Source organism: Imperialibacter sp., from assembly GCF_040222815.1.
Classification (GTDB): Bacteria; Bacteroidota; Bacteroidia; order Cytophagales; family Cyclobacteriaceae; genus Imperialibacter.
In genome coordinates this window covers 49,896-61,912 of the sequence record NZ_JAVKCH010000042.1, presented here as the reverse complement: position 1 = coordinate 61,912, position 12,017 = coordinate 49,896, and the positions used below count along the sequence as shown (strand labels likewise).

The window sequence follows — 12,017 nt, the reverse complement described above, 5'->3', positions numbered from 1 at the left end:
TTTATTATTATTAATGGACACTCTACCTACTTAAAAATGAACACAACTTTCAAACGACAGCTATGGCTATGTTTGTGCCTGCTTGTAACGATAACGGCCTCTGCTCAGCAGATTTCCAAGGCAGACCTGATCTTTCTTACGCCCGAATGGAAAGGTGAGCGCTTTGAAGACGGGCGCCCCAAAGTGCCCGATGCACTTTTAAAACGCATGAAGCTGGTCACCCTCGAAGAGGCCTGGGCAGTGCTGCGAAATGAAAACTACAAATACCAGTATGCCGACGGCTGGATGACCATCAATCCAGATAGTGTATTGGTTGGCCGAGCACTCACAGCCACGTTTATGCCTGGTCGCCCTGACATTCATCGGGTGCTTGACAAAAAAGGTCATGACCAGGACGGTCGAATCAAGTCACAAAACTCCTGGCCAGTTGACATGTTAGTAAAAGGCGATGTGTATGTGGTGGATCAGTTTGGTGCCCATGTGGACGGCCCTACGATTGGCGACAACCTCGGCAATTCTATCTTCACCAAGTCAGGCAATGGCATCGTGTACGACGGCGCCATCCGGGACATCAATGGTCTAAAGGAAATTGGCAGCTTTACCTCCTTTTTTCGTACCTATCACCCCTCTCACCATTTAAACAATCCAGACGGAGCACTTAATACCACTTTGGTTGGCATCAACCAACCTACCCGCATTGGCATGGCAACTGTGATGCCGGGCGACGTGGTGCTTGGCAGAGACGGTGGCGTACTTTTTATCCCTCCTCATCTTGCAGAAAAGGTAGTAAAGATCAGCGAAGTAGTCAGGCTGAGAGATATGTTTGGTCACCAGCGGCTACGGGAGCAAAAATATACAGCAGGCCAAATTGACACCCGCTGGTCTGACGAAATAGAAAAGGACTTTTCGCAATGGCTCAATGAGCATATAGACGAACTGCCAGTTCCAAAAGAACAAATTCAGGAATTATTGAAAACAAGAACCTGGTAATTAACTGAAAAATAGATCTTTACCGATTCCTTACTGCCTCGGATTCGAGACCAGTTTCTCCTCATCGGAGGGTGGGCTGAAAATTTGGTGGCAGATGAGCGAAAAGGCCCTGTGCGTTTAAATTTTCATTGACTTTTGGTTACTTTTTGTCAAGAAAAAGTAACGGCCCGTCCGGCCGTAGGACAAAACCGCTTTGATAAGGATATCTCAGACAAGAGTTAGCATCTCATTCTAACGATTAAACTTTCAAAAACCACACTCACTATGTCTAAATCTCATTCACGCCGCTCCTTCATCACAAAATCAGCCCTCGGCACCAGCGCCCTTGGCTTAACCGCCCTATCCACCTACGGACAAGGCTACGAAGAAGCCATCCACAAAGCGCCGAAACACGGCATGCCCTCTGACCTCAAAATCACAGAGATCAAATGCGGCTATATCCGCAACGGCCACAGCCTGTTCGTGAAAATTCATACCAATCAGGGCATCTGGGGCTGTGGAGAAGGTGTCGACGCCGTACCTGGCACCTACCACCTCGTGAAGATGATGGGCGAACGCATCAAAGGCAAGAGCCCGTTGAACGTACACCGCCTGTTTGAAGACATCCGCAAGTCGGGCTTCTTTGAAGGTGCCCAGTCGGGTATGTTTGTGGCCGTGCTTTCAGCAGTAGAAACTGCCCTGTGGGACCTGGCAGGCAAGGCTCTTGGCGTGCCGGTTTACCAGCTACTAGGCGGCAAATTCCGTGACAGCGTGCGGGTGTATATGGACACCGCTTTGTACCAGTCGAGACTCCCAACGCCGGAAGATTTTGCTGCCAGTGCCAAAGAAGCAGTCGACATGGGCTTCACTGCTGTCAAATTTGACCTCGACCAGGCCAACGACCCAAACAAATATGATCGCTATAACTGGACAGCCAGCCCCGCAGAACTGCAGAGAATGTACGACCAAATGGCGGCAACCAGAGAGGCTGTGGGGCCCAACATCGACATCTGTGCCGATATGCACGGACGTTACGATGCCGTGACAGGCCAGCAGGTCGCCAAAATGCTCGAACCCATCCACATGATGTGGCTGGAAGAACCCATCGCTGCTGAAAATGTGGAAGCCTACAAAGCCATCACTGAGTCCACCAGCACGCCGATCTGTGCTGGCGAAAATGTTTACCTGGCCTATGGGTTCAGGCGCATGCTGGAAATAGGTGCTGTCGACATCATTATGCCTGACCTGCAAAAGGCGGGAGGCCTTGGCGAAGCACAGCGCATTGCCAACCTGGCGAATCTGTACTACGTGCCCTTCGCTCCCCACATGGTGGCTTCTTATTTGGGCGCCATGGCTTCCGCTCATGTCTGCGCTTCGGTGCCCAACTTCATGATTCTGGAATGGCAGATTTACTTTCACAAGGATCCCATGTTCAAAGAGATTGTGACTTTCGATGGTGAAATGGTTGAAAACGGGTTTATTACAGTTTCCAACAAGCCGGGTATTGGCGTAGAGATCAACGAAGAGGGCATGAAGAAATATGCCACAAAGGGAATTCCTTTTTTTGAATAAAAGCGAAAAAGAGGCTTTATCAAAAGCCCAACTTTACGGGGAGAATGTCAGATTGAGACCAAATATTTGGGCCAGCAAAACACACAAAATGAGATGGCGAGCAACAGGAGTATAACGCTCGAATTAGGAAAGGTACCAGGAAATCGCCAACGGTAGCCCAAGTAAAGAGGTCGCTCTATCCGCCAGCGCAAGAGCGCCCTCTTTACTTCACGCAAGAAAACGTCATCTCAATTTGTGCGTTTGCTAAAATGTTAGGGCCTTTGATACAACCTCCTCCTAATATCCCAGGCAAATTACGCTACACGTCAAAACACTTTAAAATAAGCCAACTTCAAAAACATCATCAACATGAGGGCAAGCGGATGATAAATGATGAGCAGGAAGATCATAGCACTTTCTTCCGCCCCTTCAATCTTCATGATTTTGATAAGTGCGGGTATTAAAACGCCTATCGCAATAAGATAAGCAACACTGAAGCCCAAGGATATCAAAAAGTAGTACCACGGCTTATCTGCAAAACCAATCAACACGGTATTGACTACAATGAAGCGTCCATACACGATACCAGCGATCATCCACGCATTGTCTGCTTTTACCGGCCTCACAAGTACCAGAACGATAAAGGTGAGTGGTATAAAAAACAACAACTGATACAAAGGCTTTTGAAACCATTCGAAGAGAGTAAGGCCCATGCACCAAGTTCATCAAAAAGTTTGAAAGAATTGCGTTGAGCAAGTATGGATTCATCTGCATCCTATCCTTCGCCAGCTTTGCCTCGCAGGACAAACCATTCGCCTGTATAAAACTGCTCAGCTAGATTCGTTCATTTCCTTATCTTCGGTCGTTTCCGGCTAATCTACCGACCATGACCAATACTGTACTCCACCAAGTAGCGAAGAAGGCGACTCTTCTGGCTGTTGCGTTCCCACTAACCATCTCGTCATTGCTGCTGGCACAAATCCCAGCTCCTGAAGAAACCTTGGGTTTCAAAGTGGGTGCTGACTTCCACCTGGCCACCTACGAGCAGTCATTGGAATACTTTAACAAACTCGATGCCGCCAGCGACAGGATCCAAATGGTGCATGTAGGAGAAACCTCCGAAGGAAGACCCTGGTATTTTGCACTGATTTCCTCTCCGGAAAACATCCAGAACATCGACAAGTACAAGGCAATCGCACAGCGGCTGGCTCATCCCGATGGCATGACGAGGGAGGAAGCCAAACAGCTAGCCAAAGAAGGGAAACCCATCGTTCACATCGACGGTGGCCTGCATGCCTCTGAGGTGGCCGGTGCCCAGCACACCATTTCACTGGCGCACCAACTCATCAGCACAGCGGAGTCAGACGAGAGAATCGCCAGAATTCTCGACGATGTCATCATTTTGCTCTGGCCTTCGCTCAACCCTGACGGTCAGGATATTATTGCCAATTGGTACGAAGATAACGTGGGCACACCTTACGAAGTCGCCCCCGTACCCTGGCTTTATCAAAAGTATGTGGGGCACGATAACAACCGGGATGCCTACATGGTCAATATGATTGAGTCGAGAGTCGTGGGCCGCACCTGGAGAGAATGGGAGCCCAACATCATCCATGTACACCACCAGTCGTCGCCCTTCCCCACCCGTATCTGGCTGCCCCCGTTCGCAGAGCCTATTGCCTCCCAAACGCCGCCCCTGGTTGCCCGTGAAGTGAATATGATTGGCATGGCCATGGCTCAGGAGCTGGAAACCGAAGGCCTGAAAGGTGCCGTGCACATGGGCCAGGGCTTCGACGCATGGTACCCCGGCTACATCGACTATATGCCCGTTCTGCAAAACATTCCCTCCTTCTGGACGGAAACAGCCCTTTACCGGTACGCCACTCCCTATTTCTATACCATCAACGATTTTCCCAAAGACAGAAGTGATCTTCGCATCGAATCGCTTTACTCCAGTCCGTGGCCTGGTGGTTGGTGGCGCATAAGCGATGCCATTCAATACATGCAAACAGCCTCTATTGCGGTATTAGACTATGCCTCAAAATACAGCGAAACAGTTCTTTTCAATAAGTATCAGTCGGCGCAAAACACCATTGAAAAGTACCGCAATGAGCCGCCTTATGCTTATTTCATCCCTCAGCAGCAGCGTGACCCCGCCCGTCCGGTAGAGCTACTGAAGCGCCTTGCCTTTAACGGCATCAAAATCTCACAACTAGACAAGGCGATTACTTTTGACGGACAAGCTTACCCCAAAGGCACCTGGGTCATCCCCATGGACCAGGAATTTGCTGAGCTGGCCCGCCAGGTCCTGGATGTGCAGGCGTACCCCGACCTGCGGGAATTCCCCGATGGCCCGCTGGAGCAGCCCTACGACGCTGCCGGGTGGTCGCTGCCCCTCCAGTTTGAGCTGAATATAACTGCGGCTGCCAGCCCTCTTTCTGAAGAGGTTAGAGCAAGCCTCAGGGAAGTAAAAGGAACCAAAGTCGACTGGAAAACAACCTCCAACGACGACAATAGCAAAATTGACTTCGCACCCGGGGCAGGTTTCAATACCAATGAGGTCGCTGCTGGCATTCTTCCCCTCCCTGGTTCTGTCAAAGGAAGCGGCACCACGCTGTTGCTTGACCCTAAAGAAAACAACACCTTTCGGGTACTTGGCGAGGCCTGGAAACAGGGACTCACCGTTGAGTATACCAATCAAAAGTATGCTGTGAAAGGGGCTTCAGAAGCGCTGGCTAAAAAATGGGTGGATGACTTTGCTGTGAACGTCGTGAAAACGGGTAGCTCGTCCGGCGCAAGGATTCAACCCCGCATCGCTATTTACGAGCCATGGACAGCCAGCATGGACATGGGCTGGACTCGCTGGCTGCTTGATAATTTTGGACTGCCTTATACTATCATCCGAAATTCAGACTTTGCGGCCAGTAGCTTAAAAGATCGGTTCGATGTGATTGTGATGGCTTCCGAAAGAAATGGCTCGATTGAAAATGGCTACAAAAAAGGACAAGTGCCTCCACGCTACGAGGGAGGCCTGGGCGAAACAGGTATCCGCCACCTCGACGACTTTGTAAAGGCAGGCGGCACGCTCGTCTGCATGAATCAAAGCAGCGATTTCGCCATTGAATCGCTCTACTTACCTGTAAAAAATATTGTGAAGGGTGTGAACAGAAAGGATTTCTTTACCGGCGGCTCCATCATGGAAGTGACTACAAACACCACTCACCCTGTAATGGCTGGCATGCCTGCTCACGCCAGTGTGTTTGTCAATAGAAGCCCTGTTTTTACCACTTTAGAAGGCTTCAAAGGAGAGGCACTTGCCAAATACCAGGACAAAGGCTCTCCCCTTCGCTCCGGTTTTCTGCTGGGCACCAAATACCTGAATGGCTACGCAGCGGCGCTCGACGTTCAGCATGGACAAGGCCATGTGATCCTGTTCGGCTTCCAGCCTCAGTGGCGTGGGCAACCCATGGGCACCTACCGCACACTGTTCAATGCGATGTTGTACGGAGCAAACACTGCCAAAAGCCGTGCTGTTTCAGAAGGCTTTTGGGCGGCTCCGGCCAAAGCTGAAGGCAGCAGCAAAGCATCTGGCGGAAAAGAATAGTGTAGTGTAATGCAGGCATCATGGTAAAGTTTTAATGGTATGAGACTTACAAAAAAAACACTGATCGCATTGGTAGCCCTGTTTACTTGCCACTGGGAGAGCTACTGCCAAAAAATACAAATCGACCATGTGGTTACTGTTGTTGCTGACCTCGATCAGGCTACCAGCCGATATACCCAGCTTGGGTTCACTGTCAAACAGGGAAGATTGCACGCCAACGGGCTTATCAACGCACATGTAAAGTTCCGGAACAAGACATCACTCGAACTGATGTCAGTCAGAGGCGAGCCCACAGACCACATAGCGAGGGACTACCAGAGACTTTTACAAGAGGGAGAAGGCGGGGTATACCTGGCTGTATCCGGAGTTCGAACTGAGGAGATGGAACAGATGCTCTCTGGCTTGAAAATAGCCTTTGAAACCTCAAAAGGGCGAAGTTGGGACTATATCACGTTTCCGCAGGAGCCCGAGTTAGCACATTTCTTTTTTATTGCCTACCACACAACCACGGTCGATGCGAGCGAAATCACTTCTCATAAAAATGATTCAGATCGAATGGCAGCCACCTATGTTGAGGGCAGCGAAAGAGTTTCCTATTTTCTGAAAGGTATTGGACTGCAATCGGCTGGGAGAAAGAAGGACGAGCTGTTTGGTAGTGCAGAAAGATTCTTCACTGCGTCTGGGGATATCATTGTCGTTCCAAAAAATGAATCAGCCAAAAGACCAAGACTGAAAGCAGTAAGTTTCGGGAGCTCCGATGGAAAAGAAAGTGTGAGGATAACTTTTTAAAGGGGTGGGGCAAATAAGTTTTGGCTCTGACACATTCACCAAACTAAGTCCGCAACTTAATTACATTTCCGTACCTTCGTGATTCCAAATGGCGAAAACAACACAATGGCATTAAAAGAAGAGCTTAGAACCCAGGGTGACTTCCTGTTCAAACACAGAAGTTACCTGCCGCTGGTTATCATCGTGGTCGGTATTTATGTGTATGTGCAAAACGTTTTGAATAGCACCATTACCGACTCGCAGCAAGATGACCTGTTCAAGCTAGGCTGCTTTCTGGTGTGTGTGTTGGGTTTGGTGATCCGTATGGTGGCCATTGGCTACTCTGCCGACAATACTTCTGGTCGCAATACCACCGTGGGGCAAGTAGCTGATTCTGTCAATTCTACTGGATTATATGCCACAGTACGCCACCCATTGTATGTAGGTAACTTCTTCATGTGGCTGGGCATCGCCGGCTTCACTCAGGAACCATGGTTCATCGTCGCTTTCGTCTTTATGTACTGGGTGTATTATGAAAGAATCATGTATGCAGAGGAGATGTTTTTGATCGATACATACGGAAAAGAATACGTCGACTGGGCTGCAAAAACGCCTGCGTTCATCCCAGCCTTTAGTAAGTGGATCAAACCCAAATACACCTTTAGCTGGAGGAAAATAATCCGTCAGGAAAAGGCCGGCATTTTAAATATGTTCCTCGTCGTCTTTGCCTTCGAAGTGATCGGAGCATCGGTGGCCAACAAGGAGCTTTCACTGGGAAATGTATACTGGACGTATGGCTTCGCCGCCAGCGTGGCGTGGTATGTCATTATTAAGACAATTCAAAAAACCACCCAGGTGCTGTCGTTCGACAGATAGTCGCAGATTTTTTGGGTTGGTCCAACAGTTCAAAAGGGAATTACCCGGCCCATGAGCAATATACCCTCTTTCACGCTTCAGCCTGAAACTGCTTGCTTTTTTCTGGTTGATGACGAAAAATCCTTCTCAGGCAGCAACCTGATAGGAAAGATTGTCGTTTCACTACATTTTTAATCCCGGTTAAGTCCATTTTTTAAACCGACGCAGATCCATGAACAAACAGCTACAATACGACCTGGACAATACCAGGCAATTGCTCACCCAGGCCCTGGAAGAAGGACTCTCATATCTTCAAAACATCAACGCCGCTCCCACATCAGCAGCCAAAGTAACTACCGACTTTGCTCCCCTGCCAACCGACGGAGCCGGCGGGACTGACGCTCTAAGCGAGTTCAGGAAACGCTTCAAAGACCTCATGGTTGCCTCTGCTGGCCCACGTTACTGGGGCTTTGTAACAGGTGGCACCACGCCCGCTGCGATTATGGGCGACATGCTGGCTACCATTTTCGATCAGAATACCCAAACCGTCAAAGGCCATGGCGACCTCTCCGGCATCATCGAATTCGAAACCATCGACATGCTGAAAGAGCTCTTCGGCCTTCCTGACGATTTCCTTGGGGGATTTGTAACCGGTGCCACCATGTCGAATTTCACCTGTCTCGGTGTGGCACGCCAGTGGGTTGGCAAGCAAAAAGGAATAGATATTGCCAAACAAGGCGTTCTTTCTACCTTCCCCATTTTGTCAGCAGTGCCCCACTCCTCTTCCATCAAAGCGCTTTCTATGCTTGGTCTTGGAAGCAGTAATATCCAAATCGTGAAGACGATTGATACCACGAGGGAAGCAATTGACATGGCAGCACTGGAAGAGAAAATTCAATCGCTCAATGGTGAGCCATTTATCCTGATCTCCAGCGGCGGCACAGTCAATACGGTCGACTACGATGACTCTCAGGCTATCGCAGGGCTTAAAGAAAAGTACAACTTCTGGTGGCATATCGATGCCGCATTCGGAGGATTTGCGGCTATTTCACCTACTTACGCTCATCTGCTTGCAGGTTGGGAACAAGCCGACAGCATCACTGTTGATGGCCACAAATGGTTGAACGTGCCTTACGAAAGTGCTTTCTTTTTTGTGAAAGAAAAACACAAGCTGCTTCAGGTAGAAACCTACCAAAATTCCAATGCACCTTACCTTGGCGACCCATTGGCAAACTTCAACTTCCTTAACTTTCTACCGGAAAACTCCCGGAGGTTCAAGGCGCTACCAGCATGGTTTACGTTAAAGGCCTACGGCAGGGAAGGATACAGAGAGATTGTTGAGCGCAATATCAGGCAGGCAAAAGCGCTCGGTGATTTCATCAGCACCAGCGACTACTTTGACCTTCTGGCGCCCGTGAGGCTTAACACGGTGTGCTTTACCTTAAAAAATGGAGAAGCAGTCGAAGTGCAAGCCTTCCTTGACAGGCTCAATGACAGTGGCAAGGTGTTCATGACGCCTACTTTTTTCAATGGAAGAAAAGGAATCAGAGCTGCCCTGGTCAACTGGCGAACCACTGAAGAAGATGTGAAGATCGTGCAAAAAGAAATGATGAGGGCTGCTGGCCAATAATCGCCATGCGCAGATAAATAGCGCTTTCGCCTGACGCATTCGACCCTTGACAATGCCGCTTTTACACCCTGAACCTGTGTGGCACCTTTGCTACATTTGTCATGTAGCAAATCATAAAATGCCATGGAGTTTATTGACATCCCGCATGACATAAAGGTTTTTGGACATCAGGTACTCACCTTTCCCAACGGCGTTGGGGAAGCTTTCGATGCCATTGTCGAAAGAGTTGAGGGCGGGTTTAGTCGGCCTTTTTACGGGCTTGCCAGGATGGAAGGAAATAGTGTCATCTACATGGCAGCCGCCATTGAAAAGTTCCCTGAAGAGGGTAAGCAGCTGGGTTACGAAGAATATGTCATACAAAAAGGCTACTACGCAGCCATTACTATCACCGACTGGCATTCGAAACTGAGTTCTCTGCCTGGCATTTTTAGTGAGTTAATGAAATTGGAAGGGCTTGATCCCGAGCATTGGGCAGTAGAGTGGTACAAAGACGACGATGAAATGGTCTGCATGCTGAGAATGAAGGACGAGGTGTCCAACTAATGACGCAAGGCCACAAAAAAGTATCCACCCATGTAATCCAGTGGATAGTTTGCTAACTTATTAATTGAAAAGTCATTTTGTGTATTTCTAACCCACTATGATATGTTGAAAGATTCAAAAGCATTCACAGGTTTTTCGGTAAGCGACCTTTCCCAGGCAAAGGGCTTTTACTCAGAAAAGCTTGGGCTACAAGTAGAAGAACTATCAATGGGTTTGCTCCAGCTCAAATTTAATGGTGGAGGCAAGGTAATTATTTACCCAAAACCCAATCACGAACCTGCCACCTTCACCGTGCTCAACTTTCCGGTGAAGGACGTGGAGGCTACCGTCGACTGGCTGACAAGCAAAGGGGTTGCTTTTGAGCAGTATGATGCGCCTATCAAGACTGACAAAAAAGGCATTTGCAGAAATGATCGTGGCCCTGCTATCGCCTGGTTCAAGGATCCGTCCGGCAATATTCTGTCTATTCTTGAAGAGATGTAGATGGTAGAAGTCTTCAAAACTACAGTCGACAACCACGTTCAGGCCTTCAAGCTTTCGGAAGCGATCCACCGTGCGTTCCCCGGCTGCAGAGCAAATTTTGACCTTGACGACTGCGACCGTATCCTAAGAGTGGAGAGTCATGGCAGTCGGGTAAACGCCTGTGCCGTTATTCATCTGATAATAAGCCACGGCTGCTTCGCTGAAGTTTTGAAAGATGAGGTAAATCCGGCTGACGTGAGCCCAAACCTTCAGAAGGCATAAAAAATCTAGTCTCTCAGGCATTGTAGCACCTTATATACTAAAACTATCAGTTTATGAAATCCGCAGACACCTACCTCAACTTTAATGGCAACTGTGCCCAAGCCTTCGATTTTTACAAAACTGTCTTCGGAGGCGACTTTACCAGCCAAATGAAATACAGCGACATGCCGTCAGAAGCTCCAAAAGGAGCCGAACAAAGCAAAAGATTGATGCATATCGCCCTTCCGATAAGCAAAACCAGTCGTCTGATGGGCTGCGACATACCAGAAAACTTCGGTGAAATATCCGGCAACAACTTCCACATCTATCTCGACACAGAAAGCAAGACCGAGGCCGATAAACTATCTACTACACTCTCAGCCGGAGGCAAAGTATCCATGCCTATGGCAACAACATTCTGGGGAAGTTATTTCGGTATGGTGACTGACAAATTTGGTGTTCAGTGGATGATCGGCTTTGAAACAAGCCCACAATAAACCATCCGTAAACTATGGCCAAACTTTCCGAAGCCGAACAGGTATCCAACTACATGGAGACACTGGATCATCCATTGAAAGCTGAAGTGGAAACCCTTCGTACAATCATCAAGACCGCAGGTTCTCTTTCGGAGCGCATCAAGTGGAATGCGCCAAGCTACTACTACAAGGAAGATTTTGTCACTTTCAACCTGCACGACAAAAGGGCCATCAGGCTTATTTTTCATCATCCCACCATCGTTACCATCAAATCCGACATCCTCGAAGGCGACTGGAAAGATCGGCGAATTGTATACATCAAAAATGCTGAAGACGTTTCTTCAAAGAAAGCTGAACTGGAACGAATTGTTAAAGAATGGTTGCAGATAGTCGGTGGCTGACCGGTATATCTGCTAAAACCCGGCAATTGGAGCAAAAAAAGCCCATGGTAAAACATGGGCGGCATACTCAAGATATTGTATTATTATTAGCTCTTATTATTTTTATTGCCCTCTCTGCTTGAGCTGTGATGGTCATGATGTGCCTTTTTGTGTCCGAAAGACCGGGCATGCCCTGCGTCATCCCATGAGCCATTCCCTCTATGAGCCATACAGGAAGAAAGTGAACTGATAACAAAAATCGCTAAAATGCTGAGTAACAAAACTGCTCTGCTTCTGGATCTGCTCTTATACGCTCTCATGGTGAAAATTTTTACGTTTTAGTGCTCTTGGATATAATCAAACTGTACGATAAAACTACGGATTGTAACTTTTCACAAAATGTCGATTTTGCACAAGTCATTACACATGTCATACAAACACTGCTTTAACCATTATCTGCTACAAAGTGTCGAAAGATCTGTGTCCGTAAAAGGAATCATTGTCTTGAACAAAAGACG

12 protein-coding genes are annotated in these 12,017 nt (G+C 48.3%); 11 read left to right on the top strand and 1 reads right to left on the bottom strand.

The window, feature by feature from the left end; translation table 11 throughout:
- Positions 1-36: 36 nt before the first annotated feature.
- Entirely contained in the window at positions 37-990 is a 954-nt protein-coding gene (locus tag RIF36_RS22465; protein WP_350118865.1) for an RraA family protein, read from the top strand.
- A gap of 264 nt (positions 991-1,254) precedes the next feature.
- Complete coding sequence (locus tag RIF36_RS22460; RefSeq protein WP_350118862.1) at positions 1,255-2,541, top strand: mandelate racemase/muconate lactonizing enzyme family protein; 1,287 nt, start codon at positions 1,255-1,257, stop codon at positions 2,539-2,541.
- Between the two features lie 305 nt (positions 2,542-2,846).
- Here the strand turns inward: RIF36_RS22460 and RIF36_RS22455 are convergent, their stop codons facing one another.
- Positions 2,847-3,233, bottom strand: coding sequence for a hypothetical protein (locus RIF36_RS22455; RefSeq protein ID WP_350118860.1), 387 nt, complete (start codon positions 3,231-3,233; stop codon positions 2,847-2,849).
- Positions 3,234-3,406: 173 nt separating this feature from the next.
- Between RIF36_RS22455 and RIF36_RS22450 the strand changes: the two genes are divergently transcribed.
- The 9 genes from RIF36_RS22450 (at position 3,407) to RIF36_RS22410 (ending at position 11,520) form a co-directional block, all read left to right on the top strand.
- A complete protein-coding gene (locus RIF36_RS22450; RefSeq protein ID WP_350118859.1) occupies positions 3,407-6,124 on the top strand; it encodes a M14 family metallopeptidase in 2,718 nt (905 codons plus the stop codon).
- A gap of 39 nt (positions 6,125-6,163) precedes the next feature.
- Entirely contained in the window at positions 6,164-6,913 is a 750-nt protein-coding gene (locus RIF36_RS22445) for a VOC family protein (RefSeq protein ID WP_350118856.1), read from the top strand.
- Positions 6,914-7,018: 105 nt separating this feature from the next.
- Complete coding sequence (locus RIF36_RS22440) at positions 7,019-7,768, top strand: methyltransferase family protein (RefSeq protein ID WP_350076897.1); 750 nt, start codon at positions 7,019-7,021, stop codon at positions 7,766-7,768.
- 211 nt (positions 7,769-7,979) lie between these two features.
- The gene (locus RIF36_RS22435; protein WP_350125098.1) at positions 7,980-9,377 is read left to right on the top strand and encodes a pyridoxal phosphate-dependent decarboxylase family protein; all 1,398 of its coding nucleotides are present in this window, start codon (positions 7,980-7,982) and stop codon (positions 9,375-9,377) included.
- A gap of 123 nt (positions 9,378-9,500) precedes the next feature.
- A complete protein-coding gene (locus RIF36_RS22430) occupies positions 9,501-9,920 on the top strand; it encodes a hypothetical protein (RefSeq protein WP_350125101.1) in 420 nt (139 codons plus the stop codon).
- A gap of 102 nt (positions 9,921-10,022) precedes the next feature.
- Entirely contained in the window at positions 10,023-10,403 is a 381-nt protein-coding gene (locus tag RIF36_RS22425; protein ID WP_350125104.1) for a VOC family protein, read from the top strand.
- Complete coding sequence (locus RIF36_RS22420; protein ID WP_350125107.1) at positions 10,404-10,664, top strand: hypothetical protein; 261 nt, start codon at positions 10,404-10,406, stop codon at positions 10,662-10,664.
- Positions 10,665-10,717: 53 nt separating this feature from the next.
- A complete protein-coding gene (locus tag RIF36_RS22415) occupies positions 10,718-11,140 on the top strand; it encodes a VOC family protein (RefSeq protein ID WP_350125109.1) in 423 nt (140 codons plus the stop codon).
- Between the two features lie 14 nt (positions 11,141-11,154).
- A complete protein-coding gene (locus tag RIF36_RS22410) occupies positions 11,155-11,520 on the top strand; it encodes a DUF1801 domain-containing protein (RefSeq protein WP_350125111.1) in 366 nt (121 codons plus the stop codon).
- The last annotated feature ends 497 nt before the right edge of the window (positions 11,521-12,017 follow it).

Bases quoted from the DNA above. Each gene is read 5' to 3' on its own strand.
- RIF36_RS22455 (WP_350118860.1), bottom strand. From the start codon at position 3,233: ATGGGCCTTACTCTCTTCGAATGGTTTCAAAAGCCTTTGTATCAGTTG.
- RIF36_RS22435 (WP_350125098.1), top strand. From the start codon at position 7,980: ATGAACAAACAGCTACAATACGACCTGGACAATACCAGGCAATTGCTC.
- RIF36_RS22415 (WP_350125109.1), top strand. From the start codon at position 10,718: ATGAAATCCGCAGACACCTACCTCAACTTTAATGGCAACTGTGCCCAA.
- RIF36_RS22450 (WP_350118859.1), top strand. From the start codon at position 3,407: ATGACCAATACTGTACTCCACCAAGTAGCGAAGAAGGCGACTCTTCTG.
- RIF36_RS22440 (WP_350076897.1), top strand. From the start codon at position 7,019: ATGGCATTAAAAGAAGAGCTTAGAACCCAGGGTGACTTCCTGTTCAAA.
- RIF36_RS22460 (WP_350118862.1), top strand. From the start codon at position 1,255: ATGTCTAAATCTCATTCACGCCGCTCCTTCATCACAAAATCAGCCCTC.
- RIF36_RS22420 (WP_350125107.1), top strand. From the start codon at position 10,404: ATGGTAGAAGTCTTCAAAACTACAGTCGACAACCACGTTCAGGCCTTC.
- RIF36_RS22465 (WP_350118865.1), top strand. From the start codon at position 37: ATGAACACAACTTTCAAACGACAGCTATGGCTATGTTTGTGCCTGCTT.
- RIF36_RS22425 (WP_350125104.1), top strand. From the start codon at position 10,023: ATGTTGAAAGATTCAAAAGCATTCACAGGTTTTTCGGTAAGCGACCTT.
- RIF36_RS22430 (WP_350125101.1), top strand. From the start codon at position 9,501: ATGGAGTTTATTGACATCCCGCATGACATAAAGGTTTTTGGACATCAG.
- RIF36_RS22410 (WP_350125111.1), top strand. From the start codon at position 11,155: ATGGCCAAACTTTCCGAAGCCGAACAGGTATCCAACTACATGGAGACA.
- RIF36_RS22445 (WP_350118856.1), top strand. From the start codon at position 6,164: ATGAGACTTACAAAAAAAACACTGATCGCATTGGTAGCCCTGTTTACT.